This window comes from Streptomyces sp. NPDC001502, from assembly GCF_042894785.1.
Classification (GTDB): domain Bacteria; phylum Actinomycetota; class Actinomycetes; order Streptomycetales; family Streptomycetaceae; genus Streptomyces; species Streptomyces kutzneri.
Window position 1 is genome coordinate 417,178 of the sequence record NZ_JBIAVW010000004.1, and the last position, 25,838, is coordinate 443,015.

The 25,838-nt window shown below is 70.0% G+C and carries 25 protein-coding genes and 1 riboswitch; of the genes, 17 read left to right on the forward strand and 8 right to left on the reverse strand.

The features are described from left to right. The first annotated feature begins 143 nt into the window (after nt 1-143). The 5 genes from ACFY0D_RS09115 to ACFY0D_RS09135 all read left to right on the forward strand — a co-directional run bounded on the left by ACFY0D_RS09115 (nt 144) and on the right by ACFY0D_RS09135 (nt 5,356). The gene (locus ACFY0D_RS09115) at nt 144-1,370 is read left to right on the forward strand and encodes an Ig-like domain-containing protein (protein WP_390797680.1); all 1,227 of its coding nucleotides are present in this window, start codon (nt 144-146) and stop codon (nt 1,368-1,370) included. Between the two features lie 83 nt (nt 1,371-1,453). Continuing rightward, the gene (locus ACFY0D_RS09120; RefSeq protein WP_266379608.1) at nt 1,454-2,221 is read left to right on the forward strand and encodes an enoyl-CoA hydratase/isomerase family protein; all 768 of its coding nucleotides are present in this window, start codon (nt 1,454-1,456) and stop codon (nt 2,219-2,221) included. 255 nt (nt 2,222-2,476) lie between these two features. Then, entirely contained in the window at nt 2,477-2,992 is a 516-nt protein-coding gene (locus ACFY0D_RS09125; protein ID WP_390797681.1) for an ATP-binding protein, read from the forward strand. A gap of 379 nt (nt 2,993-3,371) precedes the next feature. Continuing rightward, nucleotides 3,372-4,172: a polysaccharide deacetylase family protein gene (locus tag ACFY0D_RS09130; protein WP_390797682.1), complete on the forward strand. Its 801-nt coding sequence runs from the start codon at nt 3,372-3,374 to the stop codon at nt 4,170-4,172. Continuing rightward, nucleotides 4,169-5,356, forward strand: a complete 1,188-nt coding sequence (locus ACFY0D_RS09135) for a YncE family protein (protein ID WP_390797683.1) — start codon at nt 4,169-4,171, stop codon at nt 5,354-5,356. The genes ACFY0D_RS09130 and ACFY0D_RS09135 overlap by 4 nt, the downstream gene beginning before the upstream one ends. Before the next feature lie 85 nt (nt 5,357-5,441). Here ACFY0D_RS09135 and ACFY0D_RS09140 read toward each other — a convergent pair whose 3' ends face one another. Both ACFY0D_RS09140 and ACFY0D_RS09145 read right to left on the reverse strand, forming a co-directional pair. After that, nucleotides 5,442-6,680, reverse strand: a complete 1,239-nt coding sequence (locus tag ACFY0D_RS09140; protein ID WP_390797684.1) for a cytochrome P450 — start codon at nt 6,678-6,680, stop codon at nt 5,442-5,444. Then, nucleotides 6,661-7,419, reverse strand: coding sequence for a tRNA-dependent cyclodipeptide synthase (locus ACFY0D_RS09145; protein ID WP_390797685.1), 759 nt, complete (start codon nt 7,417-7,419; stop codon nt 6,661-6,663). Before ACFY0D_RS09145 ends, ACFY0D_RS09140 begins: the two co-directional genes overlap by 20 nt. 256 nt (nt 7,420-7,675) lie before the next feature. Here ACFY0D_RS09145 and ACFY0D_RS09150 point away from each other — a divergent pair, with 256 nt between their 5' ends. After that, nucleotides 7,676-7,888, forward strand: a complete 213-nt coding sequence (locus ACFY0D_RS09150; RefSeq protein ID WP_030009288.1) for an EF-hand domain-containing protein — start codon at nt 7,676-7,678, stop codon at nt 7,886-7,888. A gap of 89 nt (nt 7,889-7,977) precedes the next feature. On the opposite strand, the gene ACFY0D_RS09155 is transcribed toward ACFY0D_RS09150, so the two are convergent. Next, nucleotides 7,978-8,526 carry a PadR family transcriptional regulator gene (locus ACFY0D_RS09155; protein ID WP_390797686.1) on the reverse strand — a complete coding sequence of 183 codons (549 nt, stop codon included), beginning with the start codon at nt 8,524-8,526 and terminating at the stop codon, nt 7,978-7,980. 112 nt (nt 8,527-8,638) lie between these two features. Here ACFY0D_RS09155 and ACFY0D_RS09160 point away from each other — a divergent pair, with 112 nt between their 5' ends. Then, a complete protein-coding gene (locus tag ACFY0D_RS09160; protein WP_390797687.1) occupies nt 8,639-9,352 on the forward strand; it encodes a flavodoxin family protein in 714 nt (237 codons plus the stop codon). Between the two features lie 52 nt (nt 9,353-9,404). Continuing rightward, nucleotides 9,405-10,049 (forward strand): dihydrofolate reductase family protein, encoded by a 645-nt coding sequence (locus tag ACFY0D_RS09165; protein WP_390797688.1) that lies wholly within the window; start codon nt 9,405-9,407, stop codon nt 10,047-10,049. Between the two features lie 67 nt (nt 10,050-10,116). Here ACFY0D_RS09165 and ACFY0D_RS09170 read toward each other — a convergent pair whose 3' ends face one another. The 5 genes from ACFY0D_RS09170 to gcvT all read right to left on the reverse strand — a co-directional run bounded on the left by ACFY0D_RS09170 (nt 10,117) and on the right by gcvT (nt 15,445). Beyond that, complete coding sequence (locus tag ACFY0D_RS09170) at nt 10,117-10,623, reverse strand: hypothetical protein (protein ID WP_390797689.1); 507 nt, start codon at nt 10,621-10,623, stop codon at nt 10,117-10,119. Nucleotides 10,624-10,786: 163 nt separating this feature from the next. Next, nucleotides 10,787-12,169: an L-serine ammonia-lyase gene (locus ACFY0D_RS09175; RefSeq protein ID WP_390797690.1), complete on the reverse strand. Its 1,383-nt coding sequence runs from the start codon at nt 12,167-12,169 to the stop codon at nt 10,787-10,789. A gap of 401 nt (nt 12,170-12,570) precedes the next feature. Then, entirely contained in the window at nt 12,571-13,827 is a 1,257-nt protein-coding gene (glyA, locus tag ACFY0D_RS09180) for a serine hydroxymethyltransferase (protein WP_390797691.1), read from the reverse strand. A gap of 17 nt (nt 13,828-13,844) precedes the next feature. After that, nucleotides 13,845-14,228: a glycine cleavage system protein GcvH gene (gene gcvH / locus ACFY0D_RS09185; RefSeq protein ID WP_301366365.1), complete on the reverse strand. Its 384-nt coding sequence runs from the start codon at nt 14,226-14,228 to the stop codon at nt 13,845-13,847. A gap of 101 nt (nt 14,229-14,329) precedes the next feature. Further along, entirely contained in the window at nt 14,330-15,445 is a 1,116-nt protein-coding gene (gene gcvT / locus ACFY0D_RS09190) for a glycine cleavage system aminomethyltransferase GcvT (RefSeq protein WP_390797692.1), read from the reverse strand. 175 nt (nt 15,446-15,620) lie between these two features. Next, nucleotides 15,621-15,724, reverse strand: a riboswitch (glycine riboswitch). A 206-nt stretch (nt 15,725-15,930) separates the two neighbouring features. Here gcvT and ACFY0D_RS09195 point away from each other — a divergent pair. From ACFY0D_RS09195 to ACFY0D_RS09235, 9 genes are all read left to right on the forward strand, one after another. After that, nucleotides 15,931-16,587: an AAA family ATPase gene (locus tag ACFY0D_RS09195; protein WP_390797693.1), complete on the forward strand. Its 657-nt coding sequence runs from the start codon at nt 15,931-15,933 to the stop codon at nt 16,585-16,587. Nucleotides 16,588-16,682: 95 nt separating this feature from the next. Next, nucleotides 16,683-17,438, forward strand: a complete 756-nt coding sequence (locus ACFY0D_RS09200) for an enhanced serine sensitivity protein SseB (protein ID WP_390797694.1) — start codon at nt 16,683-16,685, stop codon at nt 17,436-17,438. A gap of 94 nt (nt 17,439-17,532) precedes the next feature. Further along, complete coding sequence (locus ACFY0D_RS09205; RefSeq protein ID WP_390797695.1) at nt 17,533-18,273, forward strand: enhanced serine sensitivity protein SseB C-terminal domain-containing protein; 741 nt, start codon at nt 17,533-17,535, stop codon at nt 18,271-18,273. Between the two features lie 420 nt (nt 18,274-18,693). Continuing rightward, nucleotides 18,694-19,689, forward strand: a complete 996-nt coding sequence (locus tag ACFY0D_RS09210; protein ID WP_314244204.1) for an ABC transporter permease — start codon at nt 18,694-18,696, stop codon at nt 19,687-19,689. Nucleotides 19,690-19,767: 78 nt separating this feature from the next. Next, nucleotides 19,768-21,516 (forward strand): ABC transporter substrate-binding protein, encoded by a 1,749-nt coding sequence (locus ACFY0D_RS09215; protein ID WP_390797696.1) that lies wholly within the window; start codon nt 19,768-19,770, stop codon nt 21,514-21,516. Nucleotides 21,517-21,668: 152 nt separating this feature from the next. Beyond that, the gene (locus ACFY0D_RS09220; RefSeq protein ID WP_351151042.1) at nt 21,669-22,676 is read left to right on the forward strand and encodes an ABC transporter permease; all 1,008 of its coding nucleotides are present in this window, start codon (nt 21,669-21,671) and stop codon (nt 22,674-22,676) included. An 89-nt stretch (nt 22,677-22,765) separates the two neighbouring features. Further along, nucleotides 22,766-23,830, forward strand: a complete 1,065-nt coding sequence (locus tag ACFY0D_RS09225; RefSeq protein ID WP_390797768.1) for an ABC transporter ATP-binding protein — start codon at nt 22,766-22,768, stop codon at nt 23,828-23,830. 32 nt (nt 23,831-23,862) lie between these two features. Beyond that, nucleotides 23,863-24,939, forward strand: a complete 1,077-nt coding sequence (locus ACFY0D_RS09230; protein ID WP_390797769.1) for an ABC transporter ATP-binding protein — start codon at nt 23,863-23,865, stop codon at nt 24,937-24,939. 224 nt (nt 24,940-25,163) lie between these two features. Further along, nucleotides 25,164-25,820, forward strand: a complete 657-nt coding sequence (locus ACFY0D_RS09235; RefSeq protein WP_390797697.1) for a trimeric intracellular cation channel family protein — start codon at nt 25,164-25,166, stop codon at nt 25,818-25,820. Nucleotides 25,821-25,838: the final 18 nt, after the last annotated feature.

The window sequence follows — 25,838 nt, forward strand, 5'->3', positions numbered from 1 at the left end:
TCACGGGGGCGGCCGCCGCGGCACTTCTCCGGGCAGTTGGGACGGAACGGTGACAAGACCGTGGCTCATCGTGATCTCTCCGTGTGATTACCTGTCAACAAGCGCGCGACAGTCCGCGCGCGGGGGACATGGGGAGATCACGAGTGAACCTGCAGCCGATACGCGGCCGCGCCCGCACCGGCCTGCCGGCCCTTCTGCTGGGGGCGGCCCTGCTGTTCACCACCGCGTGCAGTGGCAGTGGCGGTGGTAACGGCGGCGGCAGCGGTGGCGACAACGCCGGGGGTGGCGGCAAGACCGGTACCGAGGCCTCCAAGGCGGTCGTCAGCGTCAAGCCCGACGACGGGGCGAAGGAGGTCGCGACCAGCGGCGTCCTGAAGATATCGAGCACGGGCGGCAAGCTCAGCACGGTGACCGTGGCGGACACCAAGGGCAACGCGGTCGAGGGCAAGCTCGCCGACGACGGCGCGAGCTGGGAGCCGGCCCGCCACCTGGCCTCCGCCACCGAGTACAAGGTGCACGCGGTCGCCAAGGACGAGGCCGGCCGGGAGTCCGCCAAGGACACCACCTTCACCACCCTGACCCCGACGAACACCTTCGTGGGCCACTACACGCCCGAGGACGGCGCCACCGTCGGCGTGGGCATGCCGGTCTCGATCAACTTCACCCGGGGGATCACCAACCCCGAGGCCGTCGAGAAGGCCATCACGGTCACCGCCGAGCCGGCCGTCCAGGTCGAGGGCCACTGGTTCGGCAACGACCGCCTCGACTTCCGCCCCGAGAACTACTGGGCCGCGGGCACCAAGGTCACCGTGAAGCTCGCCCTCGACGGGGTCGAAGGCCGCCCCGGCGTCTACGGCAAGCAGACCCGTACGGTCACCTTCACCGTCGGCCGCTCGCAGGTCTCCACGGTCGACGCGAGCACCAAGCAGATGGAGGTCGTCCGTGACGGCCAGGTGCTCAAGAACGTCCCGATCACCGCGGGCGCCCCGTCGACGACCACGTACAACGGTCAGATGGTCATCAGCGAGAAGTACAAGGTGACCCGGATGAACGGCGCGACCGTCGGCTTCGGCGGCGAGTACGACATCGCCGACGTCCCGCACGCCATGCGCCTGTCGAACTCCGGGACCTTCGTCCACGGCAACTACTGGGCTTCCTCCGGCACCTTCGGCTCGGCGAACGTCAGCCACGGCTGCGTGGGCCTGCGTGACGAGCGCGGCGGCGGTGACTCCGACGCCCCGGCGGCCTGGTTCTTCAACGAGTCGCTGATCGGCGACGTGGTCGTCGTGAAGAACTCGAAGGACAAGCAGATCGCCCCGGACAACGGCCTCAACGGCTGGAACATGCCGTGGGCGGAGTGGATCAAGTAGTACGCCGCCCATGCGGTGAGGGCCCGGTGCTGTGACCCACAGCACCGGGCCACTTCGCGTTAACCGGCGCTAACCTGGCCCGTATGACCCTCTCTCTCGAAGTCTCCGAAGGCGTCGGCACCATCCGCCTGGACCGGCCGCCCATGAACGCCCTGGACATCGCCACCCAGGACCGGCTGCGCGAGCTCGCGGTGGAGGCGACCGACCGGGCGGACGTCCGCGCGGTCATCATCTACGGCGGCGAGAAGGTGTTCGCGGCGGGCGCGGACATCAAGGAGATGCAGACGATGGACCACGCGGCGATGGTCGCCCGGTCCCGTGCGCTCCAGGACGCCTTCACCGCCGTCGCCCGTATCCCCAAGCCCGTCGTCGCGGCCATCACCGGCTACGCGCTGGGCGGCGGGTGCGAACTCGCGCTGTGTGCCGACTACCGGATCGCCGCCGACAACGCGAAGCTCGGCCAGCCCGAGATCCTGCTCGGCCTGATCCCGGGCGCGGGCGGCACCCAGCGGCTGTCCCGGCTGGTCGGACCGTCCAAGGCCAAGGACCTGATCTTCACCGGGCGCATGGTCAAGGCCGACGAGGCGCTGACCCTCGGCCTGGTCGACCGGGTGGTGCCCGCCGCCGAGGTGTACGAGCAGGCGCACGCCTGGGCCGCCAAGCTGGCGCAGGGTCCGGCGATCGCGCTGCGCGCCGCCAAGGAGTGCGTGGACGCGGGTCTGGAGGCCGACATCGACACCGGCCTCACCATCGAACGCAACTGGTTCGCGGGCCTGTTCGCGACCGAAGACCGTGAGCGCGGGATGCGCAGTTTCGTCGAAGAGGGCCCGGGCAAGGCGAAGTTCGTCTGAGCTGAAGCCTCGGCCGAGGACTCCGGTCCTCCCTGTGGGTGGATTAGCCAGGCCTTAAGGCAGCCTTAAGGAGAATGAGTGATCCACTCGCTGTGATCACTTCCGTGCGGTGTGTCACCGCAGGTCAAGGTGTGCGCCGAGGCCCTCCGATTGCCTCCCGCATATGACAGAACACCCCCTTGGAGTCGTTGAATCCGGGGGGTGTTTTCCTGTGGAACGGCCCGGGAGGGCGGGTCGGCCGTCCATGATGGGTGCATGGCGGGCCTGGAGGGTGTGGAACAGCCGCGGCAGCAGCGCGGCAGCGCTTCGGCGGTACGGCTCACGGCGGCCGTTGAGGACGAACAGGGCCTCAAGGCGCTGGAGTTGTACGGAAATCCGGCCGAGGCCGAAGTGACGCTGCCGTCCATGCCGGAGTCGGCGAGCACCGCGCGCCGGCTCACCCAGTGCGTGGTGGTCCGCCTCTGGGGCCTCTCGCCGCAGATCGCCGAGCATGCCGTCCTGCTGGTCTCGGAGCTCGTGGGCAACGCGGTCCGGCACACCGGGGCCCGCTCCTTCGGCTTACGCATGCTGCGCCGCCGCGGCTGGATCCGGGTGGAGGTGCGCGATCCCTCGCGCGGACTGCCCTGCCTGATGCCGGTCCACGAGATGGACACCACCGGCCGGGGCCTCTTCCTCGTCGACAAGCTGTCCGACCGCTGGGGTGCGGACCTGCTGCCGCGCGGGAAGATCACCTGGTTCGAGATGCGGGTCGCCGACCGCCAGAACGCCTGACCCCCGGAACGCCTGAAGCCCCCGTGCGCCGGGTGGGGCGGTGTGGGGGCTTCATGGGTGCGCCGAGGATCTAAGGGGGTGTGATCCTCGGCGTGGCGACTTCGCTCGGGTCAATGGGAAGTCGTGGTTCCGACTATGGCAGACGAGGGCCCGAACGCCAAAAGTCCCTACTTGGACATAAGTGGGCAAATCATAAGACTTTCTAGCTAAATCCTAGGTGAGGTGAGCCACTCACCTCGTAATCTATGAATAAGTATCGACTGCTCTGTGTGAATCGTTGATCACATAGCGACCCGACCACCCGGTTGGCCCCTTTTGGCGACCGTCCTGAATTGGGTCAATCATTACCTTCCGGGTCATCCACCCCTTAAATGGGCAGGTGCTCTCACAACCAGGCCGCCGCGCGGCCCTGCGCGTGGCCGCTCTCGGGACGGCCGGCGCCGCCGCGGCCGGCCTCACCGCCGCCTGCGGACCGGGTCGGCCCGCCACCGCGCCCTCCGGGCCGCCGCCGGGTCCGGCCCGGCCGGCCCGCCCGGCACAGGCGGCTCCGGCCGCCGCCCCGCGCCGGTTCGCCGGGCAGCCCGTCGAGATCGGCCACGGTCCGCGCGACCGTCCCCGCGTCGCCCTCACCTTCCACGGCAACGGGGACCCCGCCATCGCCCGGGCGGTGCTGGCCGCGGCCGAGAAGGGGGGCGCGCGGGTCACCGTACTGGCCATCGGATCCTGGCTCGACGCACACCCGGAGCTGGCCCGGCGCATCCTCGACGGCGGTCACGAGCTCGGCAACCACACCCAGCGCCACCTCGCGATCAACGGCATGCCCGAGGCGGAGGCCTACGCCGAGATCACCGGCTGCGCCCAGCGGCTCAAGCGGCTCACCGGATCCATCGGCACCTGGTTCCGGCCCTCCCAGACCCAGTACGCGACCCCCCTCGTCCGGAAACTGGCCCAGCGGGCGGGCTACCCGCACGTCCTCTCGTACGACGTGGACTCCCTCGACTTCACCTCGCCCGGTGCCGCGGCCGTCATCCGCACCGTCATCGGGACGATCCGGCCCGGATCGGTGGTGAGCCTGCACTTCGGCTACGCGGACACGGTCGACGCGATGCCTCCCCTCCTCGAAGAACTCGCGCGCCGCGAACTGCGCGCGGTGACCACCACGGAGCTGCTGACCCCATGACGACCACCCGCCTTCCCCGGACTGCCGGCGCGCTGCTGGCAGGTCTGGTCCTCGCCGCCCTGGCCGGCTGCGGATCAGCCGGCAAGGAACCCGCCGAGGCGCTCGGCACCAAGGGCCCGGCCAAGCCCGTCAAGGCCGCGCCGGCCGCCCCGCCCGGTCTGCCCGGCATGCCGCCCGTGCTCGATCCGAACGACGTCTACGCGGCGGACCGGCCGAACAAGCTCTCCCCGGTGGTCAAGGACTTCCCGTCCCGCGTCTACGTGCCGAACACCAACTCCAACACGGTGTCCGTCATCGACCCGACGACCTACCAGGTCATCGACACCATCCCGGTCGGGGTCCAGCCCCAGCACGTGGTCCCCTCCTGGGACCTGAAGACCCTGTGGGTCAACAACAACCGCGGTCACACCCTCACCCCGATCAACCCGGCCACCGGCGAGGCCGGAAAGCCGGTCGAGGTGCACGACCCGTACAACCTGTACTTCACGCCGAACGGCAAGTACGCCATCGTCATGGCCTCGATGGACAAGGAGCTGGTCTTCCGCGACCCGCACACCATGGACCGGGTGAAGACGGTGCCCGTGACCTGCTACGGGGTCAACCATGCGGACTTCTCCGCCGACGGGCGCTACTTCATCGTGAGCTGCGAGTTCTCCGGCGAACTCCTCAAGGTCGACACCGAGCGCATGGAGGTCGTCGGCCAGCAGAAGCTGCCGTTCGAGGGCGCGATGCCGCAGGACGTCAAGGTCTCCCCGGACGGGAAGACCTTCTACGTCGCGGACATGATGGCGCACGGCATGTGGGTGCTCGGCGGGGACAAGTTCGAGACCCCCAAACTGCTGCCCACCGGGAAGGGCTGCCACGGCCTCTACGTGAGCCGCGACTCCAAGGAGATGTACGTCTCCAACCGGGGTGAGGGCACCGTCTCGGTCTTCAACTTCCCCGAGAACAAGCTCACCAAGAAGTGGACGCTGCCGGACGGCGGAAGCCCCGACATGGGCGGGGTCTCCGCCGACGGCAAGGTGCTGTGGCTGTCGGGCCGTTACAACTCCGAGGTCTACGCGCTCGACACGCAGACCGGCAAGCAGATCGCCCGGATCCCGGTGGGCGGCGGACCGCACGGACTCGCCGTGTACCCGCAACCCGGCCGCTACTCCCTCGGCCACACCGGCATCTTCCGCTAGGCCGTCTCCGTCGGGCCGGACACGGCGGTGCCCCGGAAGCTCGCACAGCTCCCGGGACACCGCGGTCCATGCGCCGGACCACGGGCTACCAGGCGACCGGAAGACGCTCCGGAAGCCGCTTGATGAAGCCCGTACGCCAGACGAGGTTCTCGGAGGGCACCGCGAGCCGCAGCGCGGGCAGCCGCTCCACCAGCACCTCCAGTGCGATCTCGGCATGGGCCCGGCCCAGCGCGGACGCCGGGCAGAAGTGCCGGCCGGCGCCGAAGGCGAGGTGGGGGTTGGCGCTCTCGCGCTCCAGGTCCAGCTCGTCCGGACGCGCGAAGGCCTCCGGGTCGAAGTTGGCCCCCTCCAGGAGGACGAGGACGAGCTCACCCTCCTTCACCAGCACGTCACCGACCCGGACGTCCGCCAGGGCGATGCGCGGCAGGCCGTCGCCGACGGACAGGTTCCAGCGCAGCAGCTCCTCCACCGCCCCGGCCATGCGCTCCGGGTGCCGGCGCAGGTACCCGATCAGCTCGGGCCGCTGGAGCAGTGCGAGCACCGCGAGCGTGAGGAACGCGGAGGTGGAGACCGCGCCCGCACCGAAGAGGGAGACGGCGACCGTCGCGAACATGTCGTCGGTCAGGTGCGCCGACTCCGGGTCCGCCTCCTTCAGCCCGGCGAACCTGCCGAGGAGCCCCGTACGCTCCTCGGGAGCCAGCGCGAGCTGGTCGTTCAGCCGGTCGGCGAAGTAGCCCACGTCCTTGTACCAGTTGAGGGCGGAGTCGGCGAACGGCTCGCGCGCGGTCATGAACGCGACGTCCAGGCCCGACATCAGCCGGCGCCAGTCCTCGAAGGGCACCCCCAGCACCTGGCAGTGCAGCGCCGCCGAGAACGGGTCGGCGAAGCCCGCCCGGAGATCGGCCGGGCCGCCCTCCGCCACGAGCGCGTCGACGAGCTCGCCGGCCCGGGCGCGCAGCAGGTCCCGCAGCCCCTCCTGGCGGGGGTTCAGCGCCTTCATCACGGCGTTGCGCAGTCCGGCGCTGTTGATGTTGCCCATGTTGTTGACGACCTCGGGCGGGATCGTCAGCGCGTACTGCCGCGGGACACCGTCGTTCGCCGTGTCCTTGAGGCTGAAGCGCTCGTCCTCCAGTACCTGCTTGGCCAGCGCGTAGCTGCTCACCAGCCAGGCCGGGTCCCCGGTGAGGGTGCGGACCCGGGCGACCGGCGCCTTCTCGCGCAGCCAGGCGCACTCCTGCGGGAGCACGTCACCGCGCCGGGAGAGCGGGAAGTCCAGGAGCGGCCGCTCCGCGGTCCCCGGGCCCTCAAGCTGCTCGACGCTCATCGGCGGTCCTTTCGGTCGGTGCGTGGTCCGCGGTGCTCCCGGGTGCGTTGGCCTCGGGCCGTACGACGGCGTACGCCTGGTTGCGGGTCGCGCGCAGGCCTCCGCCGCGTGCGAACAGGACATCGGTCAGCGGCATCCTGACGTGGTAGGCCGCCACCGAGGACGGCACGTCGAGAATGCTCGGGGTGTCCACGAAGAACGGCAGCTCGGCCGCCATGTAATCGAAACAGACGCGCAACTGCTCGGCCGTGATCGATTCACCTTCCGGCAACTTGGAGCCGACGAAATGCAGGGCCATTTCCTCGCAGCCCTTGCGGAATTCGTCGTCGGTCTCCAGGAAATGCAGGACGCGTCGGTGCAGTAGCTGGTAGACGGGGTTCGACTGGAATTCGGAAAGTGCGCGAACGCGGATTTCAACCTGCGGAGGTCCTGATTCCGTCACGCCCTTGAGGATCCGCCGCCGGACCGCCTTGATCTCTTTTGCCGCGCGCTTCTCCGCGTGCTCCCGGGTGTGCCCGAAGGCGGCGAACATCCGGTCCACGTGGAGGTCCGCGTAGACGAAGTCGACCTGTGCGAACCGGGCCGTGGCCCAGCGGGCCAGGTCGGCGATGCGGTCGGCGCTGAAATAGCTGTTTCCGGGGCTCACGCCGATGAGCACATGGTCGCCGTCTTCCCAGATGTGTCGGCAGGTGCGGGTGAAGGGCAGAACTTCGAATGATGCGTCAGCCGTGATCGTCATCTGATTGATCGCCCTTGTTGCCACTTGTCCCTGGGAGCCCTGCGCTCCTGGTGTGGCGGCAATGCCAGTACGTTATGCCGTGGCCCCGGAGTGTGACAAGTGGAATCTTGATTTGTTCGGTCGGAATTATCGATTCCGTATTACGGGGCGGTAATTGAAATCGTTTCTGCCGCTCGAACGGGACCCGGGGCGGGCGCGAGCCGGGACGGCCGCTACCCTGAGCCGGTCAACAAGGCATCAAGAAGGAGTGGACCCAGTGGCGGACATCGAGAGCGCACGGACGACGTTCGGCAAGTTCGACGTGAACGGTGACGGCTTCGTCACGGCCGACGAGTTCAAGGCGGCCATGGCGGCCATGGGCGACCCGTTCGTCACCGGCCCCGTCGCGGACGCCGTGATCGCTTCCAAGGACGCGAACGGCGACGGCCTGCTGAGCTTCGACGAGTTCTGGGCCTCCCTGAACAAGTAGTCCCTCCGCTGCCGCCCCGCCCCGGACCGCCGGAGCGGGGCGGCAGCGTGCGTCCGGCGCCGGGCGCCGGACATCCGGGCCCGGCGGCGTCAGGCCTGCGGTCCGGACATGTCCTCGACCTCGTCCAGGGCCTCCTCCAGCCAGTGCAGCCAGAACGTCTCCAGGGCGATCCCGCCGTGCAGCACGAGCCGCCGCAGCCGGTCCTCCACGGCGTCCCGCCCCGGCGGGAAGTCCTTCTCCTCGATGGCCTCGTACTGCGCCAGCTGGCGCCGGTGCAGCTCCAGATGGCGCCGCAGCTCGGGACCGAGCCCCTGCGGCCCCACGACACCCGCCGCGCGGATCCGCAGCAGCAGCGGGTCGCGCATCGGCTTGGGATCCTGGCTCTCGCCGACCCACCGGGCCAGCTCCGCGCCGCCGGCGGGCAGCACCTCGTACTCCTTCTTCTGCCCGCGCACGGGCACCTCGCTCGGCAGCTCCCGGATCAGCCCGGACTCCTCCAGCCGCCCCAGCTCGCGGTAGATCTGCTGGTGCGTCGCCGACCAGAAGTACCCGATCGACTTGTCGAACCGCCGGGTCAGCTCCAGCCCGGACGAGGGCTTCTCCAGCAGGGCGGTGAGGATGGCGTGCGGCAGCGACATGGCGCCATCCTAGGTTTGCGGCGGCGCCGGCCCCGCCGCCGCCTCCGCAGGGCCGTCCCCGGACGGGCGCGGCCCGCTGGCGGCGCCGACCCGCCCTGGCGAGGCTGGGGGTGTGGCTGCCGAATACGACTACTCGGACCTGACCGCCCTCTACGTGAACTGCACGCTCAAACGCTCACCCGAGACCAGCAACACCGAGGGCCTGATCGACCGGAGCCGCAGGGCCATGGAATCGGCCGGCACCCGGACCTCCCTCATCCGCGCCGTCGACCACGACATCGCGACCGGGGTCTGGCCCGACATGACCGAGCACGGCTGGGAGAGCGACCAGTGGCCGGTCCTCTACAGCCAGATCATGGACGCCGACATCCTCGTCCTGTGCGGCCCCATCTGGCTCGGCGACAACAGCTCCGTGATGAAGCAGGTCATCGAGCGGCTCTACGCCTGCTCCTCGCTGCTGAACGAGCGGGGCCAGTACGCCTACTACGGGCGGGTCGGCGGCGCGCTGATCACCGGTAACGAGGACGGCGTCAAGCACTGCGCCATGAACGTCCTCTACAGCCTCCAGCACCTCGGCTACGTGATTCCGCCGCAGGCCGACGCGGGCTGGATCGGCGAGGCCGGGCCCGGGCCCTCCTACCTGGACCCCGGCTCGGGCGGCCCCGAGAACGACTTCACCAACCGCAACACCGCCTTCATGTCCTGGAACCTCATGCACCTGGCCGCCCTGCTCAAGCGCTCGGGCGGCATCCCGCCGCACGGCAACCAGCGCGCGCAGTGGGACGCGGGCTGCCGCTCCGACTTCCCCAACCCCGAACACCGATGAGTTCTCCGTTCCGGGGCGGTCTCATGGTGGACGGCCAGAGTGGAGGAAGCCCGTGGAGCAACTGCTGAGAGTCCAGAACTTCACCGTCTCCCGCGACGGATTCGGTGCCGGTGAGCACCAGAGCCTCGCGCGGCCGTTCGGCCACGCCGACCCCGGCGAGCTGTTCTTCTGGGCCGGAGCCACCGCGAGCTGGCCCAACCGCACCGACCCCGGGGGGAGCCGGGGCCTCGACGACTACTTCACCCGGGACTTCACGCACAACATCGGCGCCGAGATCATGGGCCGCAACAAGTTCGGTCCCCAGCGCGGGCCCTGGGCCGACCACGAGTGGCGCGGCTGGTGGGGTGAGGAGCCCCCGTTCCACACCCCCGTGTTCGTCATGACCCACCACCCGCGTCCCTCGTTCACGCTCTCCGACACCACCTTCCACTTCGCCGACGCCGACCCGGCCACGGTCCTCGACCGGGCGCGGGAAGCCGCGCAGGGCAAGGACGTCCGGCTCGGCGGCGGGGCCACCACGATCCGCGGGTTCCTCGACGCCGGCCTCGTCGACACCCTGCACGTGGCGGTCGCACCGGTGGACATCGGAGCCGGGGTCAGACTCTGGGAGTCACCCGACGAGCTGCTCGACCGGTTCCACCTCGACGTCGTGCCCAGCGCGAGCGGGGTGACGCACCACCTGTTCTGGCGGCGGTGACGGCCCCGGGCCGGTACGGCGAGGCCCGGGGCTCGCGCGCCCCGGGCCTCGCCGTACCGGCACCGGTTCAGTGCGCGATGTCCACGACGAACCGCTCCGGCGAGTGCAGCGGGAACGCGCGGTAGTACGGCAGGGTGTCGAAGGCGGCGCCGAAGGTCACGTATCCCTCGTAGTCGCCGGTCAGGGCGATGCCCTTGAGCTTGCTCAGGTTGATCTTCTGCAGCTTGGGCCCGTGGTAGACGCTCTGCCCCGCGTCGTTGTGCGCGGCGGCGGGGTTGAGCCGGATCTCCAGGAAGTACTTCCCGGGCAGCGGCACGGGCTTGCCGGAGCCGTCGTAGACCAGGTGCGGGACGGGCGTGACGGTGACCGCGGGGGCGTAGCCCTGGAGGTCGATGACGATGCGGTCGTACGTGGGGTGCCCGGCCCAGCGGGCGTTGACCACGAGCGGGGTCGGGGCCTGGGTTGCGGTGGCGACGGTGGTGGAGGCCGAGGCAGGCGCGGCGAAGGAGAGGCAGGCGGCGAGCAGGGCGCCGGTTGCCAGGGCCACGAACTGCCGGAGACGGGCGTGGATCATGACGTCCCCTCGTTTCTCGAGAGACGGGGACTGGTGGCACTACCGAGGACGCCGTCGGGGATCGCACGGTTCCGGTTCCGCTCGCGTCCTGTTCCCCGGTTCCGGGGACGGAAAGAGGGGCCCGGCGCACGCGCCGGGCCCCTCTCGTGTCACGCGGTGCGCGTCAGCACTCGATGACGTTGACCGCGAGGCCGCCGCGGGCGGTCTCCTTGTACTTGACCTTCATGTCGGCGCCGGTCTCCTTCATGGTCTTGATGACCTTGTCGAGGGACACCTTGTGGCTGCCGTCGCCGCGCATCGCCATCCGTGCCGCGGTGACGGCCTTGACCGCCGCCATGCCGTTGCGCTCGATGCAGGGGATCTGCACCAGGCCGCCGACCGGGTCGCAGGTCAGACCGAGGTTGTGCTCCATGCCGATCTCGGCCGCGTTCTCGACCTGCTCCGGGGTGCCGCCGAGGACCTCGGCGAGGGCACCGGCCGCCATCGAGCAGGCGGAGCCCACCTCGCCCTGGCAGCCGACCTCGGCGCCGGAGATCGACGCGTTCTCCTTGAACAGCATGCCGATCGCGCCCGCGGCGAGGAGGAAGCGGACCACGCCGTCCTCGTCCGCGCCCGGCACGAAGTTCATGTAGTAGTGGAGCACGGCGGGCAGGACGCCCGCGGCGCCGTTGGTCGGCGCGGTCACCACGCGGCCGCCGGCCGCGTTCTCCTCGTTGACCGCCATCGCGTAGATCGTCGCCCACTCGCTGCGGTGCAGCATCGGGTCGCCCTCGGTGCGCAGCTGGCGCGCCGTGGCGGCGGCCCGGCGCTTGACCCGCAGACCGCCCGGGAGGATGCCCTCACGGGACATGCCGCGCGAGACGCAGGACTGCATGACGCGCCAGATCTCCAGGAGGCCCTCGCGGATCTCCTCCTCCGTGCGCCAGGCCTTCTCGTTCTCCAGCATCAGCGAGGAGATCGACAGGCCGGTCTCGTTCGCGAGGCGCAGCATCTCGTCGCCGGAGCGGAAGGGGTACTTCAGCACCGTGTCGTCGAGCTTGATCCGGTCCTCGCCGACCGCGTCCTCGTCCACGACGAAGCCGCCGCCGACCGAGTAGTAGGTCTTCTCCAGCAGCGGGGTGCCGGCGCTGTCGTACGCGAAGAGCGTCATGCCGTTGGCGTGGTACGGCAGGGAGCGCCGGCGGTGCAGGATCAGCTGGTTCGGCTCGTCGAAGGCGATCTCGTGGACATCGCCTATCTCCGCACCCAGCAGTCGCAGCCGGCCGCTCTTGCGGATGCGCTCGACCTCGTCGTCGGCGGTCTCGACGTTCACCGTGCGGGGGGAGTGGCCCTCCAGACCGAGCAGCACCGCCTTGGGGGTGCCGTGACCGTGGCCGGTCGCGCCGAGGGATCCGAAGAGCTCGGCCCGGACGGAGGCGGTCTGGGCCAGCACGCCGTCCTTCTTCAGCCGCATCACGAACATGCGCGCGGCCCGCATCGGACCGACCGTGTGGGAGGAGGAGGGACCGATACCGATGGAGAAGAGATCGAAGACGGAGATGGCCACGGTGGCGGACTCCCTTGTCTGCTCGTGGGGTGGGAGGGGGCAGGAGAGGAGAAGTGGATTATTCGGATTTTGTCCGGCAGACGAGCTTAACGCGGCGAGGTGAACGCCTCGGCTGCCGGACGAGGTGGGAAGGATTACGTGGACGGGTCGGCCGGGTGTCCGGGGCCGTGGGCCGGTGCGGACCGCGGTGCGGGGCGCGCCGGTGCGGGGCGCGCCGGTGCGGGGCGGCGCCGGACCGCTGCGGCGTGCGGGCCGCGGGGCGCCGCGGCCGCCGGGAGTCGCAGGGGCGGGGGCGGGGGCCCGCCGCGACCGGGGGAGGGGTGCCGGGCCCCGGTCATGGGAAGGGCCCGGCCTGTGCGGTTACAAGGCCGGGCCCTCCGTGGCCGTTGGCCGGACGCCGGTTAGAGCGTCGGGTACAGCGGGAACTTCGCGGCGAGCGCGGAGACGCGAGCCTTCAGGGCCTCGCTGTCGTACGCGGGCTTCAGGGCCTGCGCGATGATCTCGGCGACCTCGGTGAAGGCCTCGGCGTCGAAACCGCGGGTGGCCAGGGCCGGCGTACCGATCCGCAGACCCGAGGTGACCATCGGCGGCCGCGGGTCGTTCGGGATGGCGTTGCGGTTGACCGTGATGCCGACCTCGTGGAGGCGGTCCTCGGCCTGCTGACCGTCCAGCTCGGAGTTGCGCAGGTCGACCAGGACCAGGTGCACGTCGGTGCCACCGGTGAGGACGTCCACGCCCACGGCCTTGACGTCGTCCTGGACCAGGCGGGCGGCGAGGATCTTCGCACCCTCCAGGGTGCGCTCCTGGCGCTCCTTGAACTCGGGCGAGGCCGCGATCTTGAAGGAGACCGCCTTGGCCGCGATCACGTGCTCCAGCGGGCCGCCCTGCTGACCAGGGAAGACCGCGGAGTTGATCTTCTTGGCCAGCTCCTGCGTCGACAGGATGACACCGCCGCGCGGACCGCCGAGGGTCTTGTGCGTGGTGGTGGTGACGACGTGGGCGTGCGGCACCGGGTTCGGGTGCAGACCGGCGGCGACCAGACCGGCGAAGTGTGCCATGTCGACCATCAGGTACGCGCCGACCTCGTCCGCGATGCGGCGGAAGGCGGCGAAGTCCAGCTGGCGCGGGTAGGCGGACCAGCCGGCGACGATCAGCTGCGGCTTGGACTCCTTGGCGAGGCGCTCGACCTCGGCCATGTCCACCTCGCCGGTCTCGTCGACGTGGTACGGGACCACGTTGTAGAGCTTGCCGGAGAAGTTGATCTTCATGCCGTGGGTCAGGTGACCACCGTGGGCCAGGTTGAGGCCCATGATCGTGTCGCCCGGCTTCAGCAGCGCGAACATCGCGGCGGCGTTGGCCTGCGCACCGGAGTGCGGCTGGACGTTCGCGGCCTCGGCGCCGAACAGCGCCTTGATGCGGTCGATCGCGATCTGCTCGACGACGTCGACGTGCTCGCAGCCACCGTAGTAGCGGCGGCCCGGGTAGCCCTCGGCGTACTTGTTGGTCAGGACCGAGCCCTGGGCCTCCATGACGGCGACCGGAGCGAAGTTCTCCGACGCGATCATTTCCAGGGTGGACTGCTGGCGCGCGAGCTCGGCGTCGACGGCGGCGGCGACGTCCGGGTCGAGCTCGTGCAGAGGGGTGTTGAGAACAGACATCAGGATCCCCTGGGGTGTCAGTTGTCGGAGTGGGTGAGCGCGGCGTACTCCTCGGCGGAGAGCAGGTCGGCCGGCTCCTCCGCGGTGCGCACCTTGAACAGCCAGCCACCCTCGAACGGGGCGGTGTTGACGAGCGCCGGGTCGTCCACGACGTCCTGGTTGAACTCGACGACCTCGCCGGTGACGGGGGAGTACAGGTCGCTGACCGACTTGGTCGACTCAAGCTCGCCACAGGTCTCGCCGGCGGTCACCGTGTCGCCGACCGCGGGGAGCTGGGCGTAGACCACGTCACCGAGCGCGTTGGCCGCGAACTCCGTGATGCCGACCGTCGCGACGCCGTCCTCGGCGGTCGACAGCCACTCGTGCTCCTTGCTGTAACGCAGCTGCTGGGGGTTGCTCATGACCTGATTCTCCTGGATGCGGGGGAGTGGATACGAACTGCGGTCTTGGGTACTGAGACGGCGCCGTACGGGTTCCCGGACGGCGGACGTGGTGCGTGGGGCTACTTCTGCCGCTTGTAGAACGGCAGCGCCACGACCTCGTACGGCTCATGCGTACCGCGAATGTCGACGCCGACGCCGGACGTGCCGGGCGCGGCGTGCGCCGCGTCCACGTACGCCATCGCGATCGGCTTGCCCAGCGTCGGGGACGGGGCGCCGGAGGTGACCTCGCCGATGACCTGACCGTCGGCGACGACCGGGAACCCGGCGCGCGGGACGCGGCGGCCCTCGGCGATCAGACCGACCAGCTTGCGCGGCGGGTTCGTGGCGGCGCGCTCGGCGGCGGCCTCCAGCGCGGCGCGGCCGACGAAGTCGCCCTCCTTCTCGAACTTCACGACCCGGCCCAGGCCCGCGTCGAACGGGGTGAGGGAGGTGGTCAGCTCGTGCCCGTACAGCGGCATGCCCGCTTCCAGGCGCAGGGTGTCGCGGCAGGACAGGCCGGCCGGGACCAGGCCGACGCCCTCGCCCGCCTTGGTCAGCGCCTGCCACAGCTCCACGGCGTGCTCGGGGGCGACGAACAGCTCGAAGCCGTCCTCGCCCGTGTAGCCGGTGCGCGCGATCAGCGCGGGGACGCCCGCGACGGTGCCCGGCAGGCCGGCGTAGTACTTCAGGCCGTCCAGGTCGGCGTCGGTCAGGGACGCCAGGATGCCCGGGGACTCCGGGCCCTGCACGGCGAGCAGCGCGTACGCGTCGCGGTCGTCGCGGACCTCGGTGTCGAAGCCGGCGGCGCGCTCGGTCAGGGCGTCCAGGACGACCTGGGCGTTGGAGGCGTTGGCGACGACCATGTACTCGGTCTCGCCGAGGCGGTAGACGATCAGGTCGTCGACGATCCCGCCGTCCTCCTGACAGATGTGCGTGTAGCGCGCGCGGCCGACATCGACGGTGGAGATGTTGCCGACGAGGGCGTGGTCCAGGGCCTTGACGGCCTCCGGGCCGGTCAGCGTGATCTCGCCCATGTGGGACAGGTCGAAGAGACCGGCCTTGGTGCGTACGGCGTTGTGCTCGTCGCGCTCGCTGGCGTACCGCAGCGGCATGTCCCAGCCCGCGAAGTCGGTCATGGTCGCACCGAGCGAGCGGTGCAGCGCATCGAGGGCGGTCAGGCGGGGGGCAGTGCTCATGGGTGTGGCTCCCGGGTCCCAGGGCATCGACATGACATGACGAGGACGTTCCTCCCCATCTGTCATCGGAACCTGAGAGGTTCGCCGAGAGTTCCGCCGATCCGCAGATCGCCGGTTCTTCTCATCGACTTGCACCTTGGGTGGAGCTGCGCAGCAGCTCGCTTTTCAGATCTGCCTCATCCACGCGGTACGGGGCCTGAGAGATTCAAGGGAGGTTCTTGCTCCTTCGGCGCCCGCGCACGGCCTTGCGGCGTGCCGGGACTCTCCCGCGCGGATTCAAGCGGCCGGTATGCAGTTGGTCCAGATGGCGCACATCATTGCACGCCATGCCCGAGATCGGGCGGCGGGGTCCGAAAGTTCGTACGGCCCTCCGAAGGGCCGGACCGGAACCGGGGCCGCCGGATTACCGTCTCTTTACACTCAGTGGGCAAGGGTCCTGGTGACCCGATTCGGGGGAGGCGAACACTGTGCGGAGATTCGGAGTGGTGACGACGACGGGAACGGTGGAGGCGGTACCCGCGCAGCGCGGCGCCCGCGGGCGCGGGCGGGCGGCCGACACCGGCCTCGGCCTCGTACGTGACCTGCGCGGACCGGCCGCGCGCGCCCCGCGCCGGCTCGGCTTCGCGGCCGGGGACATCGTCGTGGTGTCCGGCCTGCCCGGTGGCGGCAAGAGCACGCTGATCAAGCGGGCGGCCGCCGAGGGCGGGGCCGTGGACTCCCAGGACACCCGTGAGCGCTGGGAGCGCCGCATGCCCGCGGCGCTGCCGTACGCGGTGTACCGGCCGCTGGTGCGCGCCGCGCACTACTGGGGGCTGTGGCGGATCCTGCGCTCCGGGGCCTCCGTCGTCGTCCACGACTGCGGTACGCAGGCCTGGGTACGCGGCCTGCTGGCGGCCGCCGCGCGCCGCCGGGGCCGGGCGCTGCACCTGCTCCTGCTGGACAGCAGCCCCGAGGAGGCCCTCTCCGGTCAGGCCGCGCGCGGCCGCCGGGTCTCCGCCTACGCCTTCGCCCGCCACCGCGGCGCGGTGACCCGGCTGCTCCGCGAGGCCGAGGCGGGCCGGCCGCCCGCGGGCTGCGCCTCGGCGACCCTGCTGGACCGGGCCTCCGCCGCGACGGTGACCCGCATAGCCTTCACTACCTGACCAGATCGAGCCCCGCCGGTCTTTTCGGCGCCGGCCGAACCCCGGCGGCGCGGCAGCGCGCGGGGCCGGTACCCTGCGGGGCGACACGCGCGGGAATGAGACAGAGGCAGGGGCAGATGCAGGGCAGCGGCTGGCCGGGGAATGAGCTGGAGCAGGTGCTCGGGGCGGCGCTCGGGCAGCCGGACGCCGGGGGGCGGATCCTGGAGGTCCTCGGGCGCAGCCAGGTATGGGTGCCCCTGCCGGGCGGGGGCACCCCGACGACGGCCGGCCTCGACCTGCCCACCATGGACATCGGCGGGGCGGCGTACGTCCCCGTCTACAGCTCCGAGGCCCAGTTCCTCGCCTGCGTCGGCCCCGGCATGGACTTCGCCGTGGCTCCCGCCGCCGAGTTCGCCCGCGGCCTGCCCCCGCAGCTCGGCATCGCCCTCAATCCCGAGGGCGCCGTCGGCGTACCGCTCCCGCCGCCCGCCGTCGCGGAGCTCTGCCGCAGCGGCCGGACCCCGCTGGACGGCCCGGCCACCGGTGGCCGGGTACGGCTCTTCGAGCCCGACTGGCAGGAGGATCCGGTGGATTTCCTCGCCGCCGCCACCGAGGAGTTCCGGGCCACCGCAGTGGTCGCCGCCGCGCACCGCTGCCTCGCCAGCGTCGAGGGCGGGGCACCCCAGCTGTTCGTCGGTGTCCGCCTGGTGGGATGGGAACCCGAGATGCAGGCCGCTCCGATGGAGGCCCTCGGACGGGCCCTGACCCGTGTCCCGCCGCCGTGGCCGGTGCAGTTGATCCTGCTGGATGCCGTCCAGGACCCGGTCACGGACTGGATTCGTGAGCGCGTACGCCCCTTCTACCTGCCGTAGGGCCGCTTAAGCTGGTTACATCTCCTGGCCGCACGCGCGATTGCCGGTTCGGAGGACACGCGTGGAGCGACGGGCGGACGAAGAGGGGTTCCGGGTGAGTGCGTCAGGCACGGCCGCGGCCGGGCAGGTCGAGCACATGATGCGCCAGGTGACTCCCGGGCGCTACGAGAGTTACGAGTCACTCCTGCACGCCCTCTCCGAGGGCCGGCTGTGGATGCTGCTCTGGCAGGGGCAGCCGGGCTCCCCGGACGCCCAGTACGGCGGTATGGAGGTCGAGAGCCTCGGCTACGCGCCCTGCGTCACCTCCCCCCAGGAGCTGGCCGCCAGCGGCTGGAACCGGGGCTACGAGGTGGTCACCGGGCGGGACATCGCCCGCGCGCTGTACCCGGACCGCTGGGGCCTGTGGCTCAACCCGCACGCCCAGGGCGGCGGCCTCGGCGTGCCCTGGGCCGATCTGCGCCGGATCGCCACCGGCCTGGACCGGATGCCGGCCGGCCCGCTGCGCCTCTCCGAGCCCGCGATCGAGCTCCCGCAGTTCTACGGGCTGCTGACCCAGCACGCCCACCGCACCCCGGCCGTGCGGTCGCTGCGCCGCGCGTGGGTGCAGCCCGCGCTCGGCTCCCCGTACCTCGCGGTCGGGCTCGACCTGTACGACGCCTCCGCGCCCGCGCTGGAATCCGTACGGGAGATGATGCGGCAGTCGGTCGGGGTGGTCCCCGACGGCGTCCCGGTGTGCACGGTCGCACTCGGGGACGAGCACGACCCCGTCGCCATGTGGCTGCGCGCGCAGACCCGGCCCTTCTACGACCGTGAAGGCCAGGCGCCGGCGTACTGACGCGATACCCGAATATCGATACATCCTTCTCGAAGGCCGCACCGATCCCATCGGTGCGGCCTTCGGCATATCCGGTGAATCCGCCCAAGATCCATGCCCGAAAGGGCAGTTGGGCCGGATGTCCGTTCCGTGCAGAACGGGCGGTGTTTCACCGCTCAACAGATCCCGGGGTTCGGATAACGGAAGGTGTAGGCGTAGATCACGGTTGCGCATCACATCCCCGGGGGGTCTGGCGGGCGCTTGAGAGGGCGTTGAAGACTCCACCCCACCGAAGGCCGGTCCATCTCGCAAACACCAGCTCTTCACGTGCACTTCCGGCACATTTCGTGCCGATCGCACCACCAGCGACGCCGATTGAACCAAGCCGCCACAGCGGCGGGCATGGGCCGACCGATGTCGGCCGAGAGGGGTCCCACCACGATGACGGCACCACTGCAGGACACCAGCGCGGCCGAGCCCGCAGCCGTGGCCACCTCCGAGGTTCCGCGCAAGGCGATCGAGGGACGTTCGCTCGGCCGTATCGCCTGGACCAGACTCAAGCGCGACAAGGTGGCGATGGCCGGCGGCATGGTCGTGCTGCTGCTGGTGGTCCTGGCCATGCTCTCGCAGCCGATCCAGTGGATCTTCGGGCTGGACCCGGACGCCCTGCACCAGGACCTCATCGATCCCTCCCTGGCCACCCCCGTGGGCTCCTTCGGCGGCATCAGCTGGGAGCACCCGCTGGGCGTGGAGCCGAAGTTCGGCCGCGACATCGCCACCCGCATCCTGGAAGGCTCCTGGGTCTCCCTGCTGGTCGCCTTCGGATCGACCGTGGTCTCGGTGTTCATCGGCTCCGTGCTGGGCGTCATCGCCGGGTACTACGGAGGCTGGGCCGACACGGTGATCAGCCGCATGATGGACACCTTCCTCGCCTTCCCGCTGCTGCTCTTCGCGATCTCCATCTCGGCCGCCCTCCAGGGCGGGGCCTTCGGCCTCGAAGGACTGCCGCTGCACATCAGCGTGCTGATCTTCGTGATCGGCTTCTTCAGCTGGCCCTACATCGGACGCATCGTGCGCGGCCAGACGCTCTCGCTGCGTGAGCGGGAGTTCGTCGACGCGGCCCGCAGCCTCGGCGCCCGCGGCCCCTTCATCGTCTTCCGCGAGCTGCTGCCGAACCTGATGGCGCCGATCCTCGTCTACTCCACGCTGCTCATCCCGACCAACATCCTCTTCGAGGCCTCCCTGAGCTTCCTCGGCGTGGGTATCCAGCCGCCGCAGGCCTCATGGGGCGGAATGCTCAGCTCCGCCGTGGCCTACTACAAGGTCGACCCGATGTTCATGGTCGTCCCGGGCATGGCGATCTTCGTCACCGTGCTCGCCTTCAACCTCCTCGGCGACGGCTTGCGCGACGCCCTGGACCCCAAGAGCTCGCGCTGACCCTCCCGTTCCTCGGGCACCCGGCCGAGGCTCCGCCAGTACCCACCATCACTCCGAATCAGGGGGCATCACTCCGCCATGAGAAGCAGGTCGAGAACAGCCGCGGTGCTTGCCGCCGCCATCACCGTCGCCCTCACCGCCTCCGCCTGCAATGGTGGTGACAAGACCGGCGGCGACGACAAGTCGGCCGGCTCCAACGCCGCCGTCAAGGCCGTGGTCAACGCCTCGGACAAGAAGGGCGGGACGGTCGTCTACGAGGCGTCCGACACCCCCGACTCCTTCGACCCCGGCAACACGTACTACGGCTTCGTCTTCAACTTCAGCCGCCTGTACGCCCGTCCGCTGACCACCTTCGCGCCCGCCCCGGGCGCCGAGGGCAACAAGGTGGTCCCGGACCTCGCCGAGAGCCTCGGCACGCCGAGCGACGGCGGCGCCACCTGGACGTACAAGCTGCGCAAGGGCGTCAAGTACAGCGACGGCTCGGCGGTCACCTCCAAGGACGTCAAGTACGCGGTCGAGCGCAGCAACTTCGCGCGTGACGTGCACTCCAACGGCCCGAACTACCTCGCGCAGTACCTCAAGAACAACGAGACCCCGTACGAGGGCCCGTACAAGGACAAGTCCGACACCGGACTGCAGTCCATCGAGACCCCCGACGACCAGACGATCGTCTTCAAGCTGAAGCAGCCCTTCGCCGAGTTCGACTACCTGCTGGCGAACCCGCAGTCGGCCCCCGTGCCGAAGGCCAAGGACAACGGCGCGGACTATGTGAAGAACATCGTCTCCTCGGGCTCGTACATGTTCGAGAGCTACGAGCACGACAAGCAGGCCGTCCTGGTCCGCAACCCCAACTGGGACGCCTCCACGGACCCGCTGCGCAAGCAGCTCCCCGAGAAGATCGTCGTCAAGCTGAAGGTCAACCAGGAGACGATCGACTCCAACCTGAAGGCCGGCAACACCCACATCGACATCGTCGGCAACGGTGTGGCCCAGCAGACCCAGACCGAGCTGCTGACCTCGAAGGACCCCAACACCGACAACGCCGAGGGTGGTCGCCTCGTCTACATGGCGATGAACACCAAGGTGGCGCCCTTCGACAACGTCGAGTGCCGCAAGGCGGTCCAGTACGCGGTCGACAAGGTGTCGGTGCAGACCGCCTTCGGCGGCCCCATCCGCGGCGCCATCGCCAGCACCGTCCTGCCGACCGACATCCCGGGTCACGTGGACTTCAACACCTACAAGACCCCGGACGACAAGGGTGACGAGGCCAAGGCCAAGGCCGCGCTGACCGCCTGCGGCCAGCCCAACGGCTTCGAGACCACCATCACCGCGCGCAACGACCGCGCCGGCGAGGTCGACATGGCCACGGCCATCCAGGCGTCCCTGAAGAAGATCGGGATCACGGTCAAGATCCAGCAGTTCCCGGCGGGCAAGTACTTCAGCGACTACGCGGGCGTCCCGAAGTTCACCGAGGACAACAAGATCGGCCTCATGATGATGCAGTGGGGCGCCGACTGGCCGAGCGGCTTCGGCTTCCTCCAGCAGGTCGTCCACGGTGACGCGATCAGCAAGACGGGCAACACCAACCTGTCGCAGCTGAACGACCCCGAGATCAACAAGATGCTGAACGACAACATCGCCAACACCGACTCCGCCGCCCGCGAGAAGGTCTACGGCGAGATCGACAAGAAGGTCATGGACCAGGCGGTCATCGTGCCCCTGACCTACTTCAAGGTCCTGCACTACCGCTCGCCCAAGATCACCAACGTGGTCTCCAACCCGGCGTGGAGCGGTCAGTACGACTACCTCAACATCGGCCTGAAGTAACCCCGGACGTCAAGTCCTCAGGCAGTTCGACCCTCTCAGCCAGATCTGCCAGAACCGTGGAAGGCAGGTGAAGGCAGCAGTGCGCGCGCCGGTCCGTCCCGCGCCCCCGACCGGGGTGCGGGGCGGACCGGCGGACGCCGAAGCCGACCCCCGTGTTTGTGTACATCGTCCGGCGGCTGTTCGCCGCGGTGTTCCTGCTGCTCGTTGTCAGCGCGATCACCTTCGCGATCTTCTTCCTGCTGCCCCGGCTGGCCGGCGGCACGGCCGACTCGCTGGCCACCCAGTACGTGGGCAAGAACCCCTCGCCCGAGTCCATCGCCGCGGTCAAGAAGAACCTCGGTTTCGACCAGCCCCTGTACGCGCAGTACTGGGACTTCCTGCGGGGCATCTTCGCGGGCCGCGAGTTCAACTACGGCCCCGACCCCACGCAGTGCAGCGCCCCCTGCCTCGGCTACTCCTTCAAGGACCACGTCGAGGTCTGGCCCGACATCGTCAACCGGCTGCCCATCACCGCCTCCCTCACCCTGGGAGCGGCCGTCATCTGGCTGATCACCGGTGTGACCACGGGCGTGGTCTCGGCCCTGCGACCGGGCTCGCTCTTCGACCGGCTCGCGATGGGCGTGGCCCTCGCCGGCGTCTCGCTGCCGATGTTCTTCACCGGCACGCTCTCGCTGGCCGTCTTCGTCTTCAACTGGCCCGTGTTCACCAATGTGTACGTGGACTTCTCCGAGGATCCGGCCGCCTGGTTCCAGGGGCTGGTCCTGCCATGGAGCACGCTGGCCTTCCTCTACTCGGCGCTCTACGCCCGGCTCACCCGGGCCGGAATGCTGGAGACCATGAGTGAGGACTACATCCGCACCGCGCGCGCCAAGGGCCTGCGCGAGCGGGTGGTCATCACCCGCCACGGGCTGCGTTCCGCGCTGACCCCGATCGTGACCATCTTCGGCATGGACTTCGGGCTGCTCCTCGGCGGCGCCATCGTCACCGAGACGGTCTTCTCGTACCACGGCATCGGTGAGTACGCGTACCACGCCATCGCGGTGAACGACCTGCCGAAGATCCTCGGGGTGACCCTCTTCGCCGGAGCCTTCATCGTGCTGTGCAACCTGGTGGTCGACCTCGTCTACGCCATCATCGACCCGAGGGTGAGGCTGTCGTGACCGATCCGACTCCGAAGGGGAGCGAGGCCGGCGCGTCCGCCGCTGCCGCCGCCGACCGTGCCGCGCACACCGCCACCGCCACGGCCCTCGTGGCGGGACCGGGTGACGGCCCTCCCTCCCAGGCCTTCCTCGACGTACGCGATCTCAAGGTCCACTTCCCCACCGACGACGGCGTCGTCAAGTCCGTCGACGGGCTCTCCTTCCAGCTGGAGAAGGGCCAGACCCTCGGCATCGTGGGCGAGTCCGGCTCCGGCAAGTCGGTCACCTCGCTGGCCGTCATGGGCCTGCACCGCGCGGGCAACGCCGACCGCTCCAACGTCGAGATGTCGGGCGAGATCTGGCTCGGGGGCAGGGAACTGCTGTCCGCCGATCCCGAGGAGGTGCGCCGTCTGCGGGGCCGCGACATGGCGATGATCTTCCAGGATCCGCTGAGCGCGCTGCACCCGTACTACACGATCGGCGCCCAGATCGTGGAGGCGTACCGCGTCCACAACGACGTGGACAAGAAGACGGCGCGCAAGCGGGCCGTCGAGATGCTCGACCGGGTGGGCATCCCCGAGCCGGGCAAGCGCGTGAACGACTATCCGCACCAGTTCTCCGGCGGCATGCGCCAGCGCGCGATGATCGCGATGTCGCTGGTCAACAACCCCGACCTGCTGATCGCGGACGAGCCGACCACGGCCCTGGACGTCACCGTGCAGGCGCAGATCCTGGACCTGATCCGCGATCTGCAGAAGGAGTTCGGCTCCGCCGTCATCATGATCACGCACGACCTCGGCGTGGTCGCGGAGATGGCCGACGAGATCCTCGTGATGTACGGCGGCCGGTGCGTCGAGCGGGGCACCGCCGAGAAGGTCTTCTACGAGCCCCGGCACCCCTACACCTGGGGCCTGCTGGGCTCGATGCCGCGCATCGACCGCGAGCAGAGCGAGCGCCTCATCCCGGTCAAGGGCTCCCCGCCCAGCCTCATCAACATCCCCGACGGCTGCGCCTTCAACCCGCGCTGCCCGTACGCCGACGTGCCCAAGGGCAACGTGACGCGTACGGTCCGGCCCGAGCTCACCCAGGACGACAGCCGCCACTGGTCCGCCTGCCACATGTCGCAGGACGAGCGGACCCGTATCTGGACCGAAGAGATTGCGCCGAAGCTGTGACCGAGACGCCTGACACGAAGAAGCCGGAATCGGTGGTCATTCCCGCGCAGGCCAAGGACTCTCCCGAGGTCCTGCTCAAGGTCACCGGCCTGACGAAGCACTTCCCGATCACCAAGGGGCTGATCCGGCGCCAGGTGGGCGCGGTCAAGGCCGTCGACGGCCTCGACTTCGACGTCCGGCGCGGTGAGACCCTCGGCATCGTCGGCGAGTCCGGCTGCGGGAAGTCGACCATGGGCCGGCTGATCACGCGGCTGCTGGAGCCGACCGGCGGCTCCATCGAGTTCGAGGGCAAGGACATCACGCACCTCGGGGTGTCGGGCATGCGCCCGCTGCGCCGGGACGTGCAGATGATCTTCCAGGACCCGTACGGCTCGCTGAACCCCCGCCACACGGTGGGCACCATCGTCAGCGCGCCGTTCAAGCTCCAGAAGGTCAGCCCGGAGGGCGGGCTCAAGGCGGAGGTCCAGCGGCTGCTCTCGCTCGTGGGCCTCAACCCCGAGCACTACAACCGCTACCCGCACGAGTTCTCCGGCGGCCAGCGCCAGCGCATCGGCATCGCGCGGGCTCTCGCGCTGAAGCCGAAGCTGGTGGTCGCGGACGAGCCCGTCTCGGCGCTGGACGTGTCGATCCAGGCCCAGGTGGTGAACCTGCTGGACGACCTCCAGGACGAGCTCGGGCTCACGTACGTGATCATCGCGCACGACCTCTCCGTCATCCGGCACGTCTCGGACCGCATCGCCGTGATGTACCTCGGCAAGATGGTCGAGCTGGCCGACAACAAGGGGCTGTACGGGTCGCCCATGCACCCCTACACCAATGCACTGATGTCGGCCGTGCCCGTGCCCGACCCGAGGCGGCGCGGCGCCAAGAGCGGCCGCATCCTGCTCAAGGGCGACGTCCCGTCGCCGATCTCGCCGCCGAGCGGCTGCCGCTTCCACACCCGGTGCTGGAAGGCCACGCAGATCTGCGCGACGCAGGAGCCGCCGCTGCTGGCGCTGAAGCCGGGCCACCAGGTGGCCTGCCACCACCCGGAGAACGCCCCCGACCAGGCACCGGGCGACCAGCCCCTGCCGGGCGCGGCGGACGCGGTGGCCAAGGTCACGGAGTGACCACCCGGTGGGGCCGAAACCGCCTTCGGCGCGGTTCCGGCCCCACCGGACGACGCCGGCCCCATCCCATCCCAGCCCCGCCCGGGGGCCCCTCCCAGCGGTAGCTGGGGGAGTTCGAGGCGCGGGGGTTCGGGGGCAGCGCCCCCGCGACGGCACCGCACGGCACACCCGGCGTCGGCGGAGCCCCGCATTCTGCCGAGCCCGCCGCAGGTGACAATGGCCCGGTGCTCCACGATCTCTTCCCGCCCGGGATCCAGCATGCCCTGGACCTCGCCGGCATCTTCGTCTTCGCCACCGCAGGCGCCCTGCTCGCCGTCCGCAAGAACTTCGACGTCTTCGGCATCGTCGTGCTCGCGCTCGTCACGGCGCTGGGCGGCGGTCTCTTCCGGGACATCGTCATCGGCGCCGTGCCGCCCGCCGCCTTCGGCGAACTCAGCTTCTTCGTGACCCCCCTGGTCGCCGCCGCGATCGTCTACTTCCTGCACCCCGAGGTCCAGCGGATCAACCGCGCCATCAACGTCTTCGACGCGGCCGGCCTCGGGCTGTTCTGCGTGACGGGCACGACCAAGGCCTACGAGTACGGCCTCGGACTCACCGCCTCTGCGGCGCTCGGCGTGACCACGGCCGTCGGCGGCGGCGTCCTGCGCGACGTGCTGGTCAACGAGGTGCCCTCGCTGCTGCGCGACCGCGAGATGTACGCCGTCCCCGCGCTGGTCGGCGCTTCGATGGTGGCCGTCTTCATCAGCCTGCACGCCCTCAACGGCATCACCACCGGCCTCGCGATCGTCACCACCTTCGTCCTCCGCCTCCTCGCCATGCGCTACCACTGGCGGGCACCGCTGGCCTGGAACAGGCGGTCGTCGGTGGCCGAAGAGCCGTAACAAAAGAAAGCTACCGCT